17 protein-coding genes are annotated in these 22,235 nt (G+C 43.3%); 5 read left to right on the plus strand and 12 right to left on the minus strand.

Features of this window, described 5'->3' with window-relative positions:
* Window positions 1-8: 8 nt before the first annotated feature.
* From ONE56_RS07990 to ONE56_RS08000, 3 genes are all read right to left on the minus strand, one after another.
* The gene (locus ONE56_RS07990) at window positions 9-548 is read right to left on the minus strand and encodes a TRAP transporter small permease subunit (RefSeq protein ID WP_041155477.1); all 540 of its coding nucleotides are present in this window, start codon (window positions 546-548) and stop codon (window positions 9-11) included.
* 120 nt (window positions 549-668) lie between these two features.
* Complete coding sequence (locus ONE56_RS07995) at window positions 669-1,757, minus strand: TRAP transporter substrate-binding protein (RefSeq protein WP_331437562.1); 1,089 nt, start codon at window positions 1,755-1,757, stop codon at window positions 669-671.
* 525 nt (window positions 1,758-2,282) lie between these two features.
* Window positions 2,283-2,687: a hypothetical protein gene (locus tag ONE56_RS08000; protein ID WP_041155475.1), complete on the minus strand. Its 405-nt coding sequence runs from the start codon at window positions 2,685-2,687 to the stop codon at window positions 2,283-2,285.
* A 248-nt stretch (window positions 2,688-2,935) separates the two neighbouring features.
* On the opposite strand from ONE56_RS08000, the gene ONE56_RS08005 reads away from it, so the two are divergent.
* Window positions 2,936-3,604, plus strand: a complete 669-nt coding sequence (locus ONE56_RS08005; protein WP_331437563.1) for a DUF2982 domain-containing protein — start codon at window positions 2,936-2,938, stop codon at window positions 3,602-3,604.
* Between the two features lie 79 nt (window positions 3,605-3,683).
* Here the strand turns inward: ONE56_RS08005 and ONE56_RS08010 are convergent, their stop codons facing one another.
* From ONE56_RS08010 to gyrA, 9 genes are all read right to left on the minus strand, one after another.
* Window positions 3,684-4,340, minus strand: a complete 657-nt coding sequence (locus ONE56_RS08010; RefSeq protein WP_041155473.1) for an MBL fold metallo-hydrolase — start codon at window positions 4,338-4,340, stop codon at window positions 3,684-3,686.
* 75 nt (window positions 4,341-4,415) lie between these two features.
* Window positions 4,416-4,964, minus strand: coding sequence for a DUF882 domain-containing protein (locus ONE56_RS08015; RefSeq protein ID WP_041155551.1), 549 nt, complete (start codon window positions 4,962-4,964; stop codon window positions 4,416-4,418).
* Between the two features lie 352 nt (window positions 4,965-5,316).
* On the minus strand, window positions 5,317-6,879 hold the full coding sequence (locus ONE56_RS08020) for a L,D-transpeptidase family protein (RefSeq protein ID WP_423839632.1): 1,563 nt from the start codon (window positions 6,877-6,879) through the stop codon (window positions 5,317-5,319).
* A gap of 131 nt (window positions 6,880-7,010) precedes the next feature.
* Window positions 7,011-8,093 carry a DUF1513 domain-containing protein gene (locus tag ONE56_RS08025; protein WP_423839633.1) on the minus strand — a complete coding sequence of 361 codons (1,083 nt, stop codon included), beginning with the start codon at window positions 8,091-8,093 and terminating at the stop codon, window positions 7,011-7,013.
* A complete protein-coding gene (locus tag ONE56_RS08030) occupies window positions 8,074-9,111 on the minus strand; it encodes an imelysin family protein (protein ID WP_423839634.1) in 1,038 nt (345 codons plus the stop codon). Before ONE56_RS08030 ends, ONE56_RS08025 begins: the two co-directional genes overlap by 20 nt.
* 10 nt (window positions 9,112-9,121) lie before the next feature.
* Window positions 9,122-10,519 carry a di-heme oxidoredictase family protein gene (locus ONE56_RS08035; protein WP_331437567.1) on the minus strand — a complete coding sequence of 466 codons (1,398 nt, stop codon included), beginning with the start codon at window positions 10,517-10,519 and terminating at the stop codon, window positions 9,122-9,124.
* A 158-nt stretch (window positions 10,520-10,677) separates the two neighbouring features.
* Window positions 10,678-11,940, minus strand: coding sequence for an imelysin family protein (locus ONE56_RS08040; protein ID WP_041155468.1), 1,263 nt, complete (start codon window positions 11,938-11,940; stop codon window positions 10,678-10,680).
* A 174-nt stretch (window positions 11,941-12,114) separates the two neighbouring features.
* Window positions 12,115-12,711 carry a GTP cyclohydrolase II gene (locus ONE56_RS08045; protein ID WP_041155467.1) on the minus strand — a complete coding sequence of 199 codons (597 nt, stop codon included), beginning with the start codon at window positions 12,709-12,711 and terminating at the stop codon, window positions 12,115-12,117.
* A 1,491-nt stretch (window positions 12,712-14,202) separates the two neighbouring features.
* Complete coding sequence (gene gyrA, locus ONE56_RS08050) at window positions 14,203-16,914, minus strand: DNA gyrase subunit A (protein ID WP_331437569.1); 2,712 nt, start codon at window positions 16,912-16,914, stop codon at window positions 14,203-14,205.
* A 311-nt stretch (window positions 16,915-17,225) separates the two neighbouring features.
* Between gyrA and ubiG the strand changes: the two genes are divergently transcribed.
* From ubiG to yfaE, 4 genes are all read left to right on the plus strand, one after another.
* A complete protein-coding gene (gene ubiG, locus ONE56_RS08055; RefSeq protein ID WP_041155465.1) occupies window positions 17,226-17,933 on the plus strand; it encodes a bifunctional 2-polyprenyl-6-hydroxyphenol methylase/3-demethylubiquinol 3-O-methyltransferase UbiG in 708 nt (235 codons plus the stop codon).
* Between the two features lie 501 nt (window positions 17,934-18,434).
* A complete protein-coding gene (gene nrdA, locus ONE56_RS08060) occupies window positions 18,435-20,717 on the plus strand; it encodes a class 1a ribonucleoside-diphosphate reductase subunit alpha (RefSeq protein WP_331437570.1) in 2,283 nt (760 codons plus the stop codon).
* A 79-nt stretch (window positions 20,718-20,796) separates the two neighbouring features.
* Window positions 20,797-21,930: a class Ia ribonucleoside-diphosphate reductase subunit beta gene (nrdB, locus tag ONE56_RS08065; protein ID WP_041155463.1), complete on the plus strand. Its 1,134-nt coding sequence runs from the start codon at window positions 20,797-20,799 to the stop codon at window positions 21,928-21,930.
* Window positions 21,930-22,208 carry a class I ribonucleotide reductase maintenance protein YfaE gene (yfaE, locus tag ONE56_RS08070; protein ID WP_331437571.1) on the plus strand — a complete coding sequence of 93 codons (279 nt, stop codon included), beginning with the start codon at window positions 21,930-21,932 and terminating at the stop codon, window positions 22,206-22,208. Before nrdB ends, yfaE begins: the two co-directional genes overlap by 1 nt.
* Window positions 22,209-22,235 lie beyond the last annotated feature (27 nt).

Here is a 22,235-nt window from a genome sequence, read left to right on the forward strand (position 1 = left end):
ACTTCCTTTTATGACTTACCGTTATTACCGGCATAGATAAGATGAGGGTTAACAATCTTATTAATAGAATGCAGCAGCAAGCCAATACCACTCACCGCCATAAAAAAGAACGACAACGGGATCATCGCTTTAATGATCCATCGATAGGGTAATCCTCCAGGGTCTCCGGATGTTTCTCCTAGTGCGTAACTTTCTTTGGCGAAATCGATACCAAACCAAGCGACCAAAAGGCAAAAAGGAAAAAGAAAAAAGAGAGTGCCTATTATGTCGATGATGGACTGGGCTTTGTAAGAAAGACGTTCATAAAAAATATCGACGCGAACATGGCCGCCAGACTTAATAGCGTAAGGCACACCAAGTAAAAAGACGGCGGAAAACAAGTGCCATTCCATTTCTTGAAACGCTATCGAGACATCATTGAATACGTAACGCATAACGACGTCATAAACTACGTTCATCAGCAACAATATAAATAGGATGCTAGACAACCATCCTAGGAAATCACTGAAACGATTAAATATTCGTTCGATATAAACAAGACTTCTCATTCCTGACTCCATGGAACGTCTGATTAAACTCCACCATATTGCAGAGCTTGGATTATCAAATTTATTCTTGAACTTGTTGCACGAACCAAGCTATGCAAGCTTGGTTCGTGAACGAGGGTATTACTGAGCTTGGCTGTTCAGATAGGCTCGATGTGAGATGTCCGTCCAAGGGCGAACTTGTTTCATGTAGTTAGCTTGAGACTCTTGGATTTCTTTTGCCAAAGCATCTTGCTCTGCATGCTCTTTGAGTAACTTATCGTTGGCCGAACGCATCGCAGCCATGACTTCTACAGGAAAATCTTTCACTTCCACATCTGGATACTCAGACTTAATCGATGCCCAGTTCTTACCACTCTCGTGCTTAGATTGTGTATACATATCGTAAGCAGCGGTTTTCATGGCAACCTGTAGAATTGCTTTAAGATCATCGGGCAAGCGGCTCCAAGTACGTTTATTAACTAAGAACTGAAGCTCGGTTGCCGGCTCATGCCAACCAGTGTAGTAGTACGGTGCAATTTTATGAAAACCCATACGTAGGTCCAGTGAAGGCCCTACCCACTCCAGCGCGTCGATCGTACGTCGTTCTAGTGAAGTATAAAGCTCACCCGGTGCAATATTGGTTGGCTTCGCCCCTAATTCAGCGAGGATTTCTCCAGCAAACCCTGGAATACGCATTTTTAAGCCTTGAAGATCATCCAACGACTTAATTTCCTTCTGGAACCAGCCTCCCATCTGTGTATCTGTATTACCGCCCGGGAAAGACAACATATTGTGTGGCGAATAAACCTTTTCCATCAACTCCATACCACCGCCGTAGTAAAACCAAGCGTACTGCTCAGTCGGCAGCATGCCGAAAGGCATTGAGGTAAAGTAAAGCGTATTTGGTACCTTTCCTTTCCAGTAATAGGATGCTGAGTGTCCGAGGTCATATTGACCCGATTTGACCATATCAAAAACACCAAACGGCGCTTTATGTTTGTTGGCTGAATCAATGCGGATTTGTAGACGACCGTTTGACATTTCCTCTGCCATTTTCGCCATGTTCTTTGTTGCATCACCAAAAATGGGGAAGTTTGGCCCCCATGTTTCTGCGAGCTTCAAACGGTAGACTTTTTCTGCAGCGTTAGCAGAGGTAGCAACAAAAGCCATTGCTGCAACGATTGCTGTTGATTTAAGCACTCGTTTCAAAGATTTCTGGATTAAACTCATCGTTCACGTCCTTTGTTTACAAGGTTTTAAGTTTACAAGGTTATAAATTTCCAAGATTGTTAGCGGTTATCCATGCTAAGGAGATTCGAATTACAACCAGAGCTCACAAAACACCACCGCCACCCTAGTGTGAAAAGAACGATATCGGATGAGGCCATTGTGAAAACTCGAAGTAACTTGGAACTAAAGATGTAACAAGATTGTTGAATTAGATATGGGGAGGAACACGCAACATCACTTGACCGCGATACACGTTTTAGACAATAGTATTAAGTATTAATACGTAAGATTTTCACCCAAGAATAAATTAAACTAATAATATTAATGAATTAAAAATAGCGAATATGACTTTGATCGGGAAACTACGTACGTATTATTCGTATGATAAATTTACACAATATTTAACGAAATGTGACAAAGACCGTGCCGATTCCGTTACACTTTATTAAGTGATGAAAAGCAATAAGCAAAAAAATACCCCGAAATAATTCGAGGTATTTTTTACAAAAAGCATCTAAGCAGTGATTAAACGGCTTTATAAATAACTTTATTACCTGCTAATTGCTCTTTTTGAACTAGGTTTTCTTCAAGAAGCTTCTTCAGTGCACCCGTCGCCCAAGACGCAGCTTTGGCATCTTCTTGACCCGCAGCTAAACCAATACCTTTAGGATTAATACCTTCTGCATTAGCTAAAACGATGTCTAGCACTTGTTGCTGCTTCGGGGTCAACGCTACGTCAACAGTTTTTGCTGCAGCAACTTTCTTCTCAGCTACCACTTTCTCCGCAACAGTTTTCTCTACAACAGAAGCTGCTGCCGCTTTTTCAACAACAGGCTTCGCTGATTTGTGTACTTCAGCAATGTTTGCCACTGTCGCTTTAATGCGTTTTTGCAATTTCATTTGCACTTTACGCTTATGAGCAAGTCTCATTGAATATTTCTCCAGTTCACTGCATCTCAGCAGGGATGAAAATTTGAAGCGCGTTTTATACCAAAATTCACAGGCAATTTGTAGGTTTTTGCGGCGAAACGCGATGAAAAATGCGCTCCTAGCGCAGAACGTCTACTATTTAATCAAGTGTTTTGTGAACGGATTTATTGAATACTGGGTATAAAAACAGAGGTATCAACGCTTAGAGAGAATCAAGATTTTCGCTCACGATCATTAGGGGAAGAAGTATGCAAACGCAACATTTGACCAATTCACACTTTAGACCAGGCTCCCGTCTTACTAGGTTCACGTTATTCCTTGCCGCTGCCATTACCCTATTTCTCGTGGTTATCTCCCCCGGATGGAAACAAGCGATGATGTCCGTCATATTAATGGCAACCATCGTAGGTATTGCCGCATTTGTAATCAAAAAGAGTCAGGTTACGTTTACTCTCACCGCCACACATTTTCAACAACACCTTTTCAAAGGGGGATGGGTTGTTCGATGGCGTAACATTGAATCGATTGGTATATGTACTTATCAACAAGAAGGCTGGCATCAGCCCTTACCTTGGATTGGCATACGCCTCAAACATTACTCTCCATACCTCGATGGAATATGCCCTCGTATCGCGACCGAAATACTACTAAGTCAACGAGCCCTATTGTATTTGGGAGCAAAACAGAGTAATCGAGAAGACAGCTTTGAGGATATCGTGCTTGATCAGAAACCATACATTAACAGCGAGGGAAAACGTTATGGCGGCTTACTCGCGATGCTGGCCAACCGAATGCGATATCAAAGAGCATTCTATGGCTATGACGTGTTTATTTCTGCCAATGACTTAGACAGAGAAGCGGATGATTTTGTTGGTTTGACTCGGCGCTATCTTGCAGCCGCCGAGCCAGACGAATAATAAAACTAGTGCCAAAGCACTTCATTCATATAAAGTCACAGAATCAATATAAAAGCACTGCGTTAATATGAATATCAAATTAATACAGCGGCATCTCATCTGCGACAAATGGGTTAGTTTTCCTTTCATGTCCAAACGTTGATTGAGGACCGTGGCCAGGCACAAAGGTGACATCGTTACCTAGCGGCCATAGTTTCTCTTTGATCGAACTGATCAAGGTATTAAAGTCACCTTGAGGAAAGTCGGTTCGACCAATACTGCCGTTAAACAACACGTCTCCCACAAATGCCAATCTTGATTCTTCACTGTACAGTATGACGTGACCTGGAGTATGGCCCGGAGTATGAATCACATTTAGCACTTGATTGCCAAACGTGACAGTGTCACCTTCATTTAACCACTGATTAGGTTCAAACGCCTCTGTCAAAGGAAAACCAAACATTTGGCTTTGTCCTTCTAACCCTTGCAACCAAAAATTATCCGCTTTATGTGGCCCTATAATCTCGATTCCACCAAGCATTGCTGCAAGAGGCTCTGTCCCGCCAACATGGTCTAAGTGTCCGTGGGTCAGCACCAAATTAACCACGTCCACCCCTAGCTCTTTGATTAACACTGCAAGCTGCTTTTCATCACCACCTGGGTCAATAACAACGCCTTTCATTGTTTCATCACACCAGACAATAGAACAGTTTTGAGAAAACGGTGTCACTGGGACAACTTGATATTTCAGAGCCATAAAACATTTACAACCAAAAAAATTAAAACTTAAGCAACTATGACACTAACCCCTAGGGACTTCAAGAGTTCATGCTTACCACGAGCGCACCGGCCCCGTATCAATATGAACGAAGTTGCTACCTGGGTAATAACCAACCCCTCCCGCTTTAAGACTCAGCGCCGCATCACGTACTGTTGAAAGCTTGACCCCGTCTAAACGAAAATCAATGGCTTTCCCTTGCATATGCAGGCTTTTCTTTGCCACACGAGAAGAACCCTTGCGCAGCGATGCGTTCGTTGCAGGTGAACGATAACCGGAGATAACAATCACTTCAGACTCACGACCAATGAGCTTTTGGATTTGACTTAACTGGTCAAACAAACCTTTATCCATTTTATGGACTTCATTTCTACGATGATCGCGACAAAACTGATTCAGCTTTTGTAATTCACCATCAACATACTCTTTACCATTGAAGTAACAGCTTTCAAGTAACTCGCCAGTGTTAAGGTTATTCATGGCTAATATTCTTGGCTCTTGTGGTCGAGATGCCCAAGCCACAGTCGGCATAGTAGACGCTAATACGACACCACCCGCCGTTATTTTGAGGAAATCTCGACGAGAGAAATTACGACTTACCATATAAAAACATCGCTCAATAACCATACAAACGGCGAACGTTATCCCAAATCCTTGTTTTGATCAATTTCACGACCGTAATATTAATCACAGTAAATATGTGGCTAGAAATAGCGCAGGAACATGACTTTTAATAAGGCTGCACTCTCGATAAGTCGTTATTCTAAAGCCAAAAAAATGTCACAGCTAGTGCTCACTAAAACCAGCTAGAATGATCGGTTGTTTACTAAGATGGGTGTCACCACTAGTACAAACAAATCGAGACGTCGCGGGTTAGTGATTGACAGACAAATAAATTTTTCAAATGTAAATTTTTGGCAATTTTTAAACTCGTTGAGATTGCATCCAGTTCTTATTAGCCGTTGTGGTCGTAATGATAAATATCATCGCCATAGTAAAGTGTGCCATCTTCTAACCAAGCAGTTTGATAGATAATGTGCACCGGAATACGCTCACCTAACGGTACTGATGTGGTTGATAATCGGGCACTCTCTCGCTTCTTAGCTAATCGTTCTTCCAAGCCTTGGGCTTTAAACAAAAGTTCTGCGAACTGATCTGCATTCTCTACTCGCACACATCCAGAGCTAAACGCTCGCCTATCGGACTCAAATAGATTTTTACTTGGCGTATCGTGAAGATATATCGCCTGTGCATTAGGCATATTGAACTTGTATAGTCCCAACGCATTATTGGTCCCCGCGGCTTGTTGCATACGATAAGGAAAGGACCTCGGGTTCACAGCAGCCCAATTAATGGTTGTAGGATCAATAACCTCACGCGAATTCCATGATCGAATGATTTGTATATTATTGTGTATCAAATACATGGGATTACGTTTTACTTTGGGAATAATATCTTTCACCATGATTTTCCATGGGACGTTCCAAGTTGGATTAAGGACAACCGATACCATAGAGCCAGTCATAATAGGGGTTTTTCTAGAAGACTTACCAACAACCACTTTCGATTCAAAAAGTGGTTGCCCATCATGCCAGTACGTCACTTCATACCTAGGCACGTTAACAAATACGACATTGTCTCGCTCTTTAGCCCAAATTCTTGATCGCTCAGAATTTAGCGCTAAAAGATACAGGCGCTGTTTAGGCGAAAAATTAATCCATCGAATGGTGTTCGGCCCGATCACTCCGTCTTGCTTCAGTCCATGTATACGTTGAAAGGCTTTCACTGCTAGTTCGGTATTCTCATCATAAATCAAAAGATTGCGGTCCAAATCGCTGATATCCACACCAACAACCGCCATCCGTTCTAACAGAACTGATTTATTGACTAATGCATCTCCAACACGCAACAAACCTTCCTGTTCGTACTGTGGATACTTATATTGGGAATGCTCTAACAAAGAGGTGTATGCAGTATTAAATGCAGCATCGATTTGCAAAGGTGAGCGTAAACCAGCTAAGAACTGATCTAGCTTACCCACTGTTATCTCATTACTTAAGGTCGAAAGCGTATTAATACTCGGGGCGGGAAAAGTCACATCATGCGCATTTGCAAACAACCAATTGACGCCTTGTGTTGGCAGTTGTTCTAAATAACTTAAATACAAAAGAAGGGAGTCAGTCATCACCAAATCGAAATCAAGAGTATCACCTTGCCATCTAACCTGGTTTATTCGATGAAGTTGGTTATCAAACTCTTCTGATACCTCTGCCATTGCGACAAGATTTAGTTGAAAAATCAACTGCTCAACATCGCTTTCACTTTGCCAGTTCAAACGGTAGTGAGTACTTTGATAAAGTTGATCGACCACCACTGGATAATGAATCATTTTTTCGATAGACAGCTGCGCCACAGCCCCTTCTTGCTGTGTTTTACCATCAGCCGCAAGAGAAACCACAGTAGAAAAGCTGCAAAACGGCACTAAAAGTGCCGTTAATAGTAGAACTCTAGCAAACACTAAAAACAATCCTTTCGCTATTTTCCTCTATAGAAGTATGGCAAAGATCTGCTCACATGTTGGCTTAAAATAAAAAATTTCATTTAAGTACAACTGACACACTCATCAGTTATCCAGGGTCGTTTTCTTAGTCATACAATTTTTGTCCAATGATTATCCCATTGCACTCCGCTGTTTAAGCTATTGTTGAACTCTGTAGGCTTTTGCTTCACCACTTTCCCAGCCCCGGAACTAATACGAAATTCGTCCCCATACATGACAACGCCAGATGCGTCTGGTAAGGCATTCAACTCTACCAATTTACCCGTTTTTTTTGACCAAATACCATAGCAACTTCCCGGCGGTGACGTGGCTAATATCCAATCTTTTGTCGCTGCAATACTGGCAATGTAATGATTAAAACGCGCCCACTCTTCAGGCTCTGCACTCAAGGCTATCATATCGGAACCACGGGTGTGCATCGCGATAAGTGGTGGATATTCATCCGGCTCACCGCGGTATTGCTGTCCACACAACACCGTTTCCGAACCATCATGCGCCAAATGACGAATGCTCAACTTATGATCAGACAGAGAGACTTGATCAAGCAGTTTCCCCTCTGTCGACAGGTAGCTTAAACTTGGCTGCATATTTTCTAAGTTCAGCGGCACTCGTCCGTTAGTATGAACACCGCCTACGCCAATTGCTAATACACCATCGGGCATCATTATGACTTCGTGAGGACCAATACCAAATCCCGTCAGTTCATCTATTTTTTTATATTGTTGCTTTACATCGTAAACACCAATTATCCCACGACTGCTCTGCCTTTCCCCTTCAGTGGCAAACAAATAATTACCATCATGAGAGTACACACCATGACCATAAAAGTGACGTTTTTCTTGCGCGAGTTGTAACCGAATGAGTTGCTCAGTTCGATAGTCGAACGCCATAAAAAAGGTTCCTGGGCGACGTCCAAACACCACAGCATGACCATGTTGATTGGTTGCGACACCATGGCCACGATCCGGAATCGGTAGTTTTGAAATGGGAATGCCGTTCTCATCAGCAACCACCGCTGCAAATTTATCACGACCAATGATCGAGCACCCTATGAGCGAAGGTTGACGGGTAGACGTCGTAGCACACCCAAAAGGTAAAATCGGAACCGATACGCTACACAAGGCTGCTTTGAGTAAATTCCTTCGAGTTTGATCAGTCACCATCTGTTGCATTAAATCCTATTACTACGCCAAGCTCTATTGCGACCTCTTCATGAATGAGGTACTTCAGTTGTTCTAATTTATTATACTGTGCTAACACCGTTCGATAGCCATCGACACTTTGCAGCTCGTTAAACAAGCTAGTTTCCTTAGGCCAGGTATCAACGACCATCTGAAACTGACGAGAGACCCGATCAGCCAACGCTTCTTTCCCCTGCTCTCGAAGTAACGCATCTAATCCTTTACCCTCGGCAAAATATAATGTTTGCATACTGAGTAGATTTGCTTTCAAATTCGCTAGGGATGTACCTGAGCGCCACGATTCAGCGAAGTAAGGTCTCGGGTGACCAATTTTCGCCAGCGGGCGACTCAGCTTTTTCATGCTGTAATCAAGCTGATTTGATAACAATGAGATATACTCTGACTCCCACTCTATCTTTGTCATCGACTTCCACGGATTTCGTTGCCAAGCTTCCGCGATGGCTTGAGCGGTGTTCTGTAAGTTTTGTGCAATAGCAACGCTTGTATTGCAGGTGTTAATGTTACTGTCAAGCGTCGACGACGTATCATAAAGTAACCATTCAAGTGCCCCTAATCCCTGGACAGTAACACTCTGCGTCGAGATTTGTTTAGCATCCCAGATCTGATCACTGTTACTTAGCACTGACATTTTTCGTCCAGTAGTGTTCTTTTTATCAGGCCAAAACTGAACGTTCCAACTCTGCTCTAAGGCTTTTGATGGCCCTCGTTCTTGTCCCTGAAGCCCCATCCAGGCACGCATGGTTTCATGCCATTGCAGCTTGACTTCAGATTGGTCTTTACTGCCGCTGCCACAGTAAGCACTAAAAGCTTTTCTTAGCTCAACAGTCTGCTGCAAAAAAACACTGGCGTGCTGATACTCAACTTCATACACGTTTTGCGAGATATGATTTGTTTCTTCGGCTTGATTCATTTCTGAACTCAATGTGGACTGGCAACCAGTCAGCCCGACTGCAATCACTATTGAGTAAATTAGGTCACTCTTTTTCACAATCCAATCCTTATAAAGAGTTTAAAAATGCAACTAGAGCTTCACGCTCATTTTTACTCAAAGCCAAGACTTTCTGCTTAGCTGCTTCCGCTTCACCACCATGCCAAAGCACCGCTTCCAATACATTGCGTGCTCGCCCATCATGTAAATAGAACGTGTGACCATTAACTTCTTCGGTATACCCGATGCCCCAAAGAGGTGGAGTTCGCCACTCACGGCCGCTTGCTCGATATTCTGGTCGATTGTCTGCTAGGCCATCCCCCATGTCGTGCAGGAGTAAATCGGTATAAGGGTGGATATCTTGCTCCGACAGCGCTGGTAATCCTGACCTTTTAGCCGTTTTCACATTGGTTTTGTGGCAACTTTCGCAGCCCGACTCAGCGAAAATCTTTTGCCCCAATTGAACCTGTGGGTCGTCCATATTTCGTCGAATTGGCACCGCTAAATGCTGACTATAGAATTCGACAAAATCTAGAATGTTCTGACTGACCTCATGCTGACCTCCGTTAGGCAACGCATTACATAACGGTTGTTTAGAAGTGCAATTCTCACTTGGGAATAAATGACTTGTCAGACCTACATCACCATTGAAAGCCGCAGCGTTCTGCTGCATTAAAGTTGGCTGACCAGCTTTCCAGCCAAATCGACCAATGGAAAAGTCCCCTTTTTCTATATTCCAGACTTTGTTCACTTTCCCAGAAATACCATCTTTATCGAGATCGTCTTCATCAGCCCATGAAAGTAACGTGTCTTCAGGAATACTTTCGAGAAGACCTAACCCGATCATAGGCGGTGCCACGCGAGCTGACATTTCTGTATCAGGGTGCATGTCGCCATAACCCAGATCTATGATCTTCAATGTAGGTTTGCGTAAGACCACTTCCGTGCCATCGTGAAATTGCACTGGCACTGGCGTATACGAGATGGAAATTTTGCCTTCTGGTGTTTGATCTTGTAGTGCGAAGTCTTGTAGTTGACCACCATAAGTCGGCTCTGGTATTCCACCATTCAAGATATAAGCTTTCTTTTGCTCTGGCGTGACAGCAGGGATACTCAAGCGCACTAGCATAGAGACAGCATGAATGTCTCCCGCTTCCGGTGGATGCCCTCTACCATCTTTAATATGACAGTTTTGGCACCCATTGGTATTAAATAATGGCCCGAGACCATCTCTTGCGTCCGTCGACGCTGGGGCTTGCACCCAAGGATTTCTAAAGAAACTGTTCCCGACACTGAAGTCTAATCGCTTACTCATAGGTAAATTAGCAGCAGGAAGAGAGTAGGCATTAGCCCCTTCTTTTTTGACGCTAGTTTTGCCACCAGAGCGCAGATCATAGGCGGACACTGAAAACGAAAACGCTGCCGTTAGCACGGCAGCTAAATGAAGGTAATAAATAGAAGGCTTCATATCATTGCTCTTAAAGAATGGATAACAACGAGCTCAAAACAACTAAGGGCTCTGCGGGAGAGCCCTTATATACTCAAGATACAAAATTCAGAGGGCGAGTTTTATTTTCTTGCAGTTGTTATACATTGTTTTGATTAGCATTATTTTTCTATTTTTGCTTAAAACTCGTGATCAGCAGTATCTGGACTGAGGCTATCGATACCAATGATACCAGCAGCTCGTTCAATGGCACTGGTTTGTGCAACAAGAGACATAATCGTTTCATTGACTAGAGCATTGCCCTTTGCATTTCCTGAAGCGATCAGCTGATCAAAGTGTTGATTGTTCTTTTCGGCAGATGATACCAACTTACCGACCTGTGTGCGGGTAGTATCAAACTGTTTTTGAATCTCTTGCGCCGCTTTTTCGTCCGTTTGTGCGACTAAATCCGCAATGCTTGGACCAGATAGTATCGAGCCATCTTGGCGCTTGTAGTCACCTGTATAAACGTTGTAGATGCCCTGCTCATTGTAGTAGTGGGAATTGTGCGTATTATCAGAGAAACAATCATGTTCATCCTCTGTCGAGTTAGCTTCCAGAGCAACTTTCATACGCTCACCCGCTAATTCTCCTAGAGACAAAGAACCCATCCCAAATAGCATCTTACGTAAACCATTTTCAGCCGAGTCACTGATTAACTCCTGACGGTAGTTATCTTTTACCTCTGACGACCACTGCTTTTCCATCCACTCTAAATCTTGAACCAGTAGCTCAGCAGCCGCTTTCAGATACTCGCCACGGCGGTCACAATGATCATTCGTACATTCAGAACCAATGACAAAATCGGTGTATGCACGTTGACCAGCGCCTGCATTGGTACCATTCAAATCTTGTCCCCAAAGCAGGAACTCTATGGCGTGGTACCCAGACGCAACGTTCGCTTCCGAGCCACCCACTTCGTTTAAGTCCGCGATTAACGTTGGAGTGATGGTTGATACATCAAGTTCTGTAGAACCAATAGTAAGTTGCTTATTTGCCACGATATTTGCTGTTGCACCTTCGTTACCAAGCTCATATTGGTAATCTGATGCAACGTAGTCGATTAATCCTTCATCTAGAGGCCATGCATTCAGTTGACCTTCCCAGTCATCGACGATGGCATTACCGAAACGGAATACTTCAGACTGTTGATAAGGCACGCGAGAGTCAAGCCAAGCTTGTTTAACTTCTTCTAACTTGACAGCAGAAGGGGCTTTAAGAAAATCACCAATCTTGGCGTTAAGTACGTTAGCGGTTGTCAACGAATCAGCAAACACAGCGTGAGCAACGTCTGCATAGTGTTCTACAACTTGCTGTTGCGTGACGCGAGCAGCAGCGACACTACTACTCGCTATAAAAAGTGATGCGGCGATAGATTGAACCAGAACTGTTTTTGCATTCATTAAAAGCGTCCTTGTTGAGCATACATTTTTGTAATTAGTAGTGCTAATTATTATCATTTGCACTCTGGTCGCTAGATAATACAAACTTACAATTTTTTTTCAACTTTAGTTACAAAAAAAGCCTCATCTGTGTGAGGCTTTTAACATGAATGACGGACTGTCTGTCTACATCAGTCAGACTTTTAAATTGTGCTTACCGTGCGAAACTTTTGCTTTAAGGTAATTTTCATTGCCATCTTTGATGTGCGCAGCAGTATTCACAACCTCAGAAATTTGAATTCCGTATTCCGCTAGTTCGCGAATTTTCTTAGGATTATTGGTAACAAGACGAATATTGTTTATCCCCAATGCTTCTAGCATTTGAGCGGCTTCAGTGAAATCTCGTAGATCATCACCGAAACCCAAATGGTTATTCGCTTCGTAAGTATTCATTCCCTGACTTTGCAGAAGATATGCATCAATTTTGTTATACAAACCAATGCCACGCCCTTCTTGACGCAAATATAGGATGATCCCCCCGGATTTGCCCATAAGTTGAATTGTTTCTTCCAACTGTTCACCACAGTCGCACCGAGAGGAATGGAAAACATCACCGGTCAGACACTCAGAATGCATTCGCACCAAAGGGGTGTCTTGGGTCTGGTCCGCTTGTTTAAAAACAATCGCCACATGTTCTTTATCCGTTTTAAGACCACGGAAAGAAAGGATTTCGGCATCAATATTACTTTTAGCCCCGACTTTAAAATCTACTCTGGCACGTACTTCCGCCATATCTCTACTCACTCGATTTACTGCTTGATGCGCTTTACATTATCCATACAAGTTAACAAATGGTCACTTGTGTCGTCAGAAGTCTCATTAACAGAGTCTTCAATAAAACAAATGCTTATCGAAAAGCTTGCCCTATTCTTGAGACTTTACTAGGCGATTTCTAACCATTCATCTTCTGTGATTGGTATAACCATGCCACGCATTATCTGATTTTTAATTTGCTGGGCTTGGCTTTGTGCGTCTTCATCATCGCATTAATGGGATTAACTTGTTGCTCTCAACTATGGGGTTTGAATCAACACTTTTCAATATTGAGAATACCACAGAATGAAAGAACAAACCTATTCCAAGCGGCTTACCCATCTAGGTTAACGGGCTCATCTTTACGCTCACTAAATGTTATAATATAACATTTATGTAAAACTACAATAAAAAAACCTCAGACAATGATGTCTGAGGTTATTAAAAGGTTTGCTAACGATAAGGGTAATCAATGTGTCTGATTGCGTTTCCAAACGGTAAGCTCTATCCACGCGGATTCCAGCTCTTGGATTTCCTCATCACTTAAAACGTTGAGAGTTGACGTAACTTGAGGCAACTTCGGTGTCTGCAATGCACGAAGATGCGCATAAAAGTCCTTCTTTAACTGCGATATAACTGAGTCCACTGCATATACCTACTTAGTTCTTGATCTATTACTTTCCAGCTAAAATATTTTACTGTGTAAAGTGTTGGAACCTTCATAAATTCCAAAAAATAATACCACTCTACATTCTCTTTGCACAGACTACTTCATATTGTGGAAGGATAGTCACATAAAATAATTTAAGTATTAATATTTTCCCATGCCGAACAAATACATAATAAAGAAAAAGGGGATAAACTTACAGGCTGTAAGATTAAGACTCTAAAGTTACTAAGTTAAATTGCGATTCATCATACACAATGCGTTCAATAGCATATAGTCGGCCAGCCTTAAGAAGCGAATAGACCAGCGACCTTACAACCCCTAGGGTCTGTTGACCTTTCGAGCTGTGTTTTGCTGTAGTCCGATAGATATTGAAATGTCTTTATTCATCAGAATCGAACCGTGCAACAAAATAGTTGTATTGAGCATGCCTCTATGTATTTTCGAAAACCCTTACCTGTTTAATATATAACCAACCTTAAATATAATCGCTATTTGCTTATCATTATTTCTTTGCTCACAAGCACTGTTTTTGCTTTACCGATTCCCGCATCATTATACCAATCGTAGTAAGTAACTGGTCATTCTAGCTTGTTAAAATACTCGATAACTTCGTTACAATTTTTGATTGTAGAATAACTACTTATCGAAAAATTGCGCCTTGTTCTCAAGCATTTTTCCTACGCTATTTCTGAACACTTATTTACTGTGATTGGTATTACCAATGCTATTTGAGTTATCACGAGATACAAAAAAGCCGAACGTATAACGTTCGGCCTTTAGATTAATAATAACAGTACGGTTTACTCTGGGGCATCCTCAGCTGAATCATCCGCTGCTGGAGCCTCAGGCGATTGCTGTTCTGCTTCCGATTCCGCTGCTTCGATCGCTTCACCTTCTGGTAAGTCTGCGTCTTCAACTTCATCGATACGTTGCAAACCTACAACTGATTCATCTTCAGCTGTGCGGATGAGCGTGACACCTTGCGTGTTACGACCAACTTGGCTTACTTCACCAACACGGGTACGTACAAGGGTACCTGCATCAGTGATCATCATCATCTCGTCGCCTTCTTCCACTTGGATAGCGCCGACAACTGGGCCATTACGCTCAGAGACTTTGATGGATACAACACCCTGTGTACCACGACCTTTAGTCGGATATTCATTGAGTGCTGTACGTTTACCGTAACCGTTTTCCGTAACCGTAAGGATATCACCTTCGTTTGATGGAACGATGAGTGATACAACTTGGTCATTTTCAGCCAGTTTCATACCACGAACACCGGAGGCAGTACGGCCCATAGGACGAACACCTTTAAACTTAAATTCTGGTTGACCGTTTTCATCTAGAATCGGGTTACCATTTTCATCAAGCACTGGAATCTCTTCTGCTTCTTTAAAGCGAACCACTTTACCCGCTTTAGAGAACAGCATGATTTCGTTTTCGCCGTTGGTGATATCCACACCAATCAACGAATCTTCGTCACGTAGGTTCACCGCAATAAGACCATTTGAACGCACGTTAGCAAACTGGTTCAACGGTGTTTTCTTAACCGTACCATCACCCGTTGCCATAAAGATGAATTTGTCTTCAGAGAATTCATCAACACGCAAGATCGCGGTAATACGTTCACCATCTTCAAGAGGTAATATATTGACGATCGGTTTGCCACGCGCCGTACGGCTTGCAAGCGGCAGTTGGTAAACTTTGAGTCGGTAAGTTTTACCACGAGTCGAGAAACATAAGATGTTATCGTGTGTGTTTGCCACTAGAAGACGATCGATGTGGTCTTCATCTTTCATCTTAGTGGCACTCTTACCTTTACCACCGCGGCGTTGAGACTCGTAATCACTCAGTACTTGATATTTAACGTAACCACCGTGAGACAGAGTAACCACCACATCTTCACGCGCGATAAGCTCTTCCATGTCAATGTCATGGCTAGCTGCGGTAATCTCAGTACGACGCTCATCACCATAGCCTTCACGAACGGCTTCAAGCTCTTCACGAATGACTTCCATCAAACGTTCTGTGCTTGAGAGAATGTGCATCAGCTCAGCAATTTCTTCGAGAAGCGATTTGTATTCATCTAGAATCTTCTCGTGCTCCAAGCCTGTCAGTCTGTGTAGACGTAGTTCCAGAATGGCTTGTGCTTGTTGCTCAGTCAGGAAGTACTGTCCATCACGAATGCCATATTCAGGTTCGAGCCACTCTGGACGAGCAGCATCAGTACCAGCACGCTCAAGCATTGATGCTACGTTGCCTAGATCCCAACCACGAGCAATAAGGCCCGCTTTCGCTTCCGCAGGTGTTGGTGCCTTACGGATAAGCTCAATGATTTCATCGATATTGGCTAATGCAAGTGCCAAACCTTCAAGGATATGAGCACGCTCACGAGCTTTGCGCAATTCGAAAATCGTACGGCGAGTCACGACTTCACGACGGTGATCCACGAAACACTTCAACATATCTTTTAAGTTGAATAGCTGTGGCTGACCATTGTTCAGCGCAACCATGTTAATGCCGAAAGTCGTTTGCAGCTGAGTTTGAGCGTAAAGGTTATTCAGAACCACTTCGCCCACCGCATCACGCTTACATTCGATAACGATACGCATACCGTCTTTATCGGACTCATCGCGCAGCGCACTGATGCCTTCAACTTTCTTATCTTTAACCAGCTCCGCAATCTTTTCGATCAAGCGAGCTTTGTTGACTTGGTAAGGGATTTCAGTGACGACAATGGTTTCCTTACCATTCTTCTCCACTTCGATATCCGCTTTAGAACGCATGTAGATTTTACCGCGACCCGTTTTGTACGCGTCTACAATGCCTTTACGACCACTGATAAGTGCTGCCGTAGGGAAGTCTGGACCAGGGATGTAATCCATCAATTCATCAATAGTGACGTCTTCATTATCGATGTATGCCAGGCAACCATCAATCACTTCGCCAAGGTTATGTGGCGGTATGTTGGTTGCCATACCTACCGCGATACCGGAAGCACCGTTGACCAATAGGTTTGGAATTTTAGTTGGAAGAACCGCAGGGATCTGCTCGGTACCGTCATAGTTTGGTACGTAATCTACGGTTTCTTTATCTAAGTCAGCCAGAAGTTCATGGGCAATTTTTGCCATACGTACTTCGGTGTAACGCATTGCTGCAGCAGAGTCGCCATCGATTGAGCCAAAGTTACCTTGGCCATCGACCAGCATGTAACGTAATGAGAACGGCTGAGCCATACGTACGATAGTGTCGTACACAGCACTATCACCATGTGGGTGATATTTACCGATTACGTCGCCGACAACACGGGCTGATTTTTTATATGGTTTGTTCCAATCGTTGCCTAGTACGTTCATCGCGAATAAAACGCGGCGGTGTACTGGTTTTAGGCCATCACGCACATCTGGAAGAGCACGACCAACGATGACTGACATCGCGTAGTCTAGGTATGAACCCCTAAGCTCATCTTCTATGTTTACGGGCGTGATCTCTTTAGCTAAATCGCTCATAGAGCCATTATCCCTCTATTATCTGATCGTAATTACGATACGTGTAAGGTGCAAAAATATAACACACAATTTGTCACTTCGGCATTACTTTCCCTCTCCTTTTATCAGGTTGTGAGCTTTGTTGAGATTCAAATGTCGAGAATTTGCACACTCGTGTGATATCTTTCTGATAAGTGGTTACATTTCAGCCAATGTTGATAAAAATGCCTCTCCAACAGAGCAAAACGGAGATTAATCAGTTTAATCCTCATAAAACGTTAGCGTATACTAATCGCCATCAAAGGAATCAGATTGAATGCAGTAAAACCATTATGACCAAAGCACAAAACGTCGACCCTAGTGAAATCAAAAAATTTGAAGAGATGGCCTCTCGTTGGTGGGATTTAGAAGGTGAATTCAAACCGCTCCATCAGATTAATCCTCTTCGTCTGAACTACGTACTTGAAAAAGCAGATGGCTTGTTTGGTAAGCACGCACTCGATGTTGGTTGTGGTGGTGGTATTCTTGCCGAGAGCATGGCAAAAGAAGGCGCGATTGTCACAGGGTTGGATATGGGTAAAGAACCGCTGGAAGTTGCACGGCTTCATGCACTGGAAACAGGAACGAAGCTGACGTATATCCAGACGACGATTGAAGACCATGCGGCAGAAAATCCAGCAAGCTACGATGTGGTTACCTGTATGGAAATGCTAGAGCATGTTCCCGATCCACTTTCGGTGATCCGTTCTTGTGCTGCATTAGTCAAACCGGGTGGTCATGTTTTCTTTTCAACACTGAACCGAAACATTAAATCATATCTATTTGCAATCGTTGGTGCAGAGAAGTTACTTAAGATCGTCCCAGAAGGGACCCACGAACATGATAAGTTCATCAAACCGGCAGAAATGATGAAAATGATTGACCAGACAGACCTGACCGAGCTTGGCATTACAGGTTTGCACTACAACCCTCTGACCGACAGTTACAAGCTGGGTCGTAATGTTGACGTCAACTACATCATTCATACGACTAAATTTTGAGTCTCTTTAAGTCAATAGTCGTAGTTTAGTTTCCACCGAAGTTCAAAGGAATAGTGAGTAAGCGGTAGCACAAAGCTACCGTTTTTTTGTTGCTTTTTTTTACAAATTTCGTGTTGTAGATTCCATTTTCGACACGCCGTATTTCGCTAGAAAAAACGCTCAAAGATCAAGGAAAATATTTTTTACTGCGGTTATTTATAAACCAATCTAAAAACACAGCTTTTATCCAAGCAAGTGTGCCCTTTTCTCATCGGTTAGTATCCACTTACTGAAAATTTTAATTTCCAGAGTTATCCACAAGTCATCCAAAACCTGTGACTTGATCAATCTGTAAAACAGCACTATCTTGTAACTCGCAAACAAGTGAGCCCCTATATGTTGTGTTTAGACTACAATATATAGATAGACTTTGATCACAGAGCCAACGCAAGTATTACATGCCTTGCACATAAACAAACAAAAATACGGCTTTAATCAGTTTTCTTAGGGAAATAAAGCATAATGAACCAACAACTAACTGTCACAAAGCGTGATGGCCGCAAAGAAAGCATTGATCTGGATAAGATTCACCGCGTTATCACATGGGCTGCAGAAGGTCTACACAACGTTTCTGTCTCTCAGGTAGAACTCCGCGCTCACATCCAGTTTTATGACGGCATTACAACGTCAGATATTCATGAAACCATCATTAAGTCTGCAGCCGATCTTATCTCAGAAGAAACACCGGATTACCAATACCTAGCCGCACGACTAGCGGTATTCCATCTACGTAAAAAAGCTTACGGTCAATATGAGCCACCTACGCTGTACAACCACGTAGCACGCCTCGTTGACATGGGTAAGTATGATAAGCATATTCTAGAAGACTATACACAAGCCGAACTTGAAGAACTCAACTCGTATATTGATCACAAACGTGACCTTAACTTCTCTTACGCTGCGGTAAAACAGCTAGAAGGTAAGTACTTTGTACAAAACCGTGTGACGGGCCAAATCTACGAAAGTGCTCAGTTCTTATACATTCTTGTGGCGGCATGTCTATTCGCAAAATACCCAAAAGAGACGCGTCTTGATTACATCAAGCGTTTCTACGATGCGACGTCTACATTCAAAATTTCTTTACCGACACCTATCATGTCTGGTGTGCGTACGCCTACTCGTCAGTTCAGTTCATGCGTACTGATCGAATGTGGCGACAGCCTTGATTCCATCAACGCAACTGCGAGCTCAATTGTTCGTTACGTTTCTCAACGTGCTGGTATTGGTATTAACGCTGGTCGCATCCGTGCTCTTGGTTCGGAAATCCGTGGTGGTGAAGCGTTCCATACAGGCTGTATCCCGTTCTACAAATATTTCCAAACGGCCGTCAAATGTTGCTCCCAAGGTGGTGTGCGCGGCGGTGCTGCAACCGTGTTCTACCCAATGTGGCACGGTGAAGCACGTTCACTATTGGTTCTGAAGAACAACCGCGGCGTTGAAGAGAACCGTGTTCGTCACATGGATTACGGCGTTCAGTTGAACAAACTGATGTACCAGCGTTTGGTTGAAGGTGGCAACATCACACTGTTTTCACCATCTGACGTCCCTGGGCTTTACGATGCGTTTTTCGAAAACCAAGCTGAATTCGAACGCCTTTACGTTAAATACGAAAACGATCCTTCAATTAAGAAGGAAACGGTCAAAGCCATTGAGATGTTCTCGCTATTAATGCAAGAGCGAGCTTCGACTGGCCGTATTTACATTCAGAACGTGGATCACTGTAATACCCACAGTCCATTCGATTCTGAAGTTGCACCGGTTCGTCAATCGAATCTATGTCTAGAGATTGCGCTACCAACGAAGCCGCTATCTAACGTCGAAGACAATGAAGGTGAAATTGCACTGTGTACGCTTTCTGCTTTCAACTTGGGGTCAATTAAGTCTTTGGATGACTTCGAAGAACTGTCTGATCTGGTAGTACGTGCTCTCGATGCATTGCTTGATTACCAAGATTACCCACTACCAGCTGCGTACAAGTCGACTATGAACCGTCGTACGCTAGGTGTTGGTGTGATCAACTTTGCGTATTACCTAGCGAAAAATGGTGTGAAGTACTCAGACGGCAGCGCAAATGGCCTGACTCACCGTACCTTTGAAGCGATGCAGTACTACCTATTGAAAGCTTCAGTGGCACTGGCAAAAGAGCAAGGTAAATGTCCATCGTTCGACGAGACGAACTACGCGAAAGGCCTACTGCCAATTGATACGTACAAAAAAGATATCGATCTCATTTGTGACGAAGAATTACACTACGACTGGGATGGGCTTCGTAAAGAGATTATGGAGCATGGCTTACGTAACTCGACCCTGACAGCCCTGATGCCTTCAGAGACTTCTTCGCAGATTTCTAACGCGACTAACGGCATCGAGCCACCGCGTGGTTACGTATCGGTAAAAGCATCAAAAGATGGTATTTTGAAGCAAGTTGTTCCAGAATTTGCTGAACTGAAAAACAACTACGAGCTACTTTGGAACATCGGTTCTAATGATGGTTATCTACACCTCGTTGGTATCATGCAGAAGTTCGTAGACCAAGCGATCTCAGCCAATACAAACTACGACCCATCACGCTACGAGACTGGCAAGGTTCCAATGAAGAAACTGCTTCAAGACCTCCTGACTGCGTACAAGTTTGGTGTGAAGACACTTTACTACCACAACACCCGTGATGGTGCGAAGGATGAACAGAAAGATGCAGTTCAGCCGGAAGAAGAAGATTGCGCAGGCGGCGGTTGTAAGATTTAATCTTCACCACCCTGACTACTCGTAGAAATAGATATCGAAAACCTCCCCAAGTGGGAGGTTTAAAAGGAATTGAGGCATTATGGCTTACAGTACTTTTAACCAAAACAAAAATGACCAGCTAAAGGAACCAATGTTCCTAGGTCAATCAGTAAACGTTGCTCGTTACGACCAGCAAAAATTCGAAATCTTCGAAAAACTGATCGAAAAACAACTCTCTTTTTTCTGGCGTCCAGAAGAGGTAGACGTATCAAGCGATCGCATCGACTACAACAAACTGCCAGATCACGAGAAGCACATCTTCATTTCTAATTTGAAGTACCAAACGCTTCTGGATTCTATCCAAGGCCGTAGCCCAAACGTGGCTTTGCTTCCTCTGGTTTCTTTACCAGAGTTAGAAACGTGGATTGAAACTTGGTCGTTCTCTGAAACAATCCACTCTCGTTCATACACGCATATCATTCGCAATATCGTCAATGACCCAGGCGTGGTATTTGATGATATCGTTGAAAACGAACACATCCTGAAGCGTGCAGGTGACATCGCGCATTACTATGATGACTTAATCCAAATGACTAACGACTACCATCGCTACGGTGAAGGTGAGCATGTCATTAATGGTGAGACAGTCAACATCAGCTTGCACGATCTGAAAAAGAAACTGTACGTCTGCCTAATGTCGGTCAACGCGTTAGAAGCTATTCGTTTCTACGTGAGTTTCGCTTGCTCATTTGCTTTCGCTGAACGTGAGTTAATGGAAGGTAACGCGAAAATCATCAAACTGATTGCACGTGATGAAGCGCTGCATTTAAACGGCACCCAGCACATGATCAACCTGCTACGTAACGGTCAGGATGACTTCTCGTTTATGCAAATCGCAGAAGAAGCGAAACAAGAGTGTTTCGATTTGTTCAAGAATGCGGCTGAGCAAGAAAAAGAATGGGCAGAATACTTGTTTAAAGATGGTTCAATGATTGGCTTGAACAAAGACATTTTAAGTCAATACGTTGAATACATCACCAACATCAGAATGAGCGCGGTCGGACTTCCCGCAGCTTATCCAGAAGCAACGTCAAACCCGATTCCATGGATCAATGCTTGGTTATCTTCTGACAACGTTCAGGTCGCACCGCAAGAGGCTGAAATCTCGTCTTACCTTGTTGGTCAAATTGATAATGAAGTCCGCTCAGATGACTTTGAAGGATTTGAGCTGTAATGCCGACACTCAAAATCAACAAACTTATTAGCATCGAATCCAACCCTTCTAATACGATTTTGGAAACAATGGAGCAATCTGGCTTACTACCAGAATACAACTGCCGAGACGGTCACTGTGGGGCATGTCGCTGCAAGTTGGAATCCGGAGAAGTCGAGTATGTTGGTTTTGCGATGGCCTACACACAAGGGGATGAAATCCTTCCTTGTATTTGTAAGGCAAAATCAAACTTGTCACTCAGTGGCGTGAACTACGTTATGAAAGAAAAGCGCGCATAACGCCACTGATGAAGCGCAAACTAAAAA

Source organism: Vibrio mytili, assembly GCF_049563345.1.
GTDB classification, from domain to species: domain Bacteria; phylum Pseudomonadota; class Gammaproteobacteria; order Enterobacterales; family Vibrionaceae; genus Vibrio; species Vibrio mytili.

What these genes read in the sequence shown, in the direction of transcription:
- ONE56_RS08005 (WP_331437563.1), top strand. Translation starts at nt 2,936, where the DNA reads ATGCAAACGCAACATTTGACCAATTCACACTTTAGACCAGGCTCCCGT.
- yfaE (WP_331437571.1), top strand. Translation starts at nt 21,930, where the DNA reads ATGCCGACACTCAAAATCAACAAACTTATTAGCATCGAATCCAACCCT.
- nrdB (WP_041155463.1), top strand. Translation starts at nt 20,797, where the DNA reads ATGGCTTACAGTACTTTTAACCAAAACAAAAATGACCAGCTAAAGGAA.
- ONE56_RS08040 (WP_041155468.1), bottom strand. Translation starts at nt 11,940, where the DNA reads ATGAATGCAAAAACAGTTCTGGTTCAATCTATCGCCGCATCACTTTTT.
- ONE56_RS08000 (WP_041155475.1), bottom strand. Translation starts at nt 2,687, where the DNA reads ATGAGACTTGCTCATAAGCGTAAAGTGCAAATGAAATTGCAAAAACGC.
- ubiG (WP_041155465.1), top strand. Translation starts at nt 17,226, where the DNA reads ATGACCAAAGCACAAAACGTCGACCCTAGTGAAATCAAAAAATTTGAA.
- ONE56_RS08035 (WP_331437567.1), bottom strand. Translation starts at nt 10,519, where the DNA reads ATGAAGCCTTCTATTTATTACCTTCATTTAGCTGCCGTGCTAACGGCA.
- ONE56_RS07990 (WP_041155477.1), bottom strand. Translation starts at nt 548, where the DNA reads ATGAGAAGTCTTGTTTATATCGAACGAATATTTAATCGTTTCAGTGAT.
- nrdA (WP_331437570.1), top strand. Translation starts at nt 18,435, where the DNA reads ATGAACCAACAACTAACTGTCACAAAGCGTGATGGCCGCAAAGAAAGC.
- ONE56_RS08025 (WP_423839633.1), bottom strand. Translation starts at nt 8,093, where the DNA reads ATGCAACAGATGGTGACTGATCAAACTCGAAGGAATTTACTCAAAGCA.
- ONE56_RS07995 (WP_331437562.1), bottom strand. Translation starts at nt 1,757, where the DNA reads ATGAGTTTAATCCAGAAATCTTTGAAACGAGTGCTTAAATCAACAGCA.
- ONE56_RS08015 (WP_041155551.1), bottom strand. Translation starts at nt 4,964, where the DNA reads ATGGTAAGTCGTAATTTCTCTCGTCGAGATTTCCTCAAAATAACGGCG.
- ONE56_RS08010 (WP_041155473.1), bottom strand. Translation starts at nt 4,340, where the DNA reads ATGGCTCTGAAATATCAAGTTGTCCCAGTGACACCGTTTTCTCAAAAC.
- ONE56_RS08045 (WP_041155467.1), bottom strand. Translation starts at nt 12,711, where the DNA reads ATGGCGGAAGTACGTGCCAGAGTAGATTTTAAAGTCGGGGCTAAAAGT.
- gyrA (WP_331437569.1), bottom strand. Translation starts at nt 16,914, where the DNA reads ATGAGCGATTTAGCTAAAGAGATCACGCCCGTAAACATAGAAGATGAG.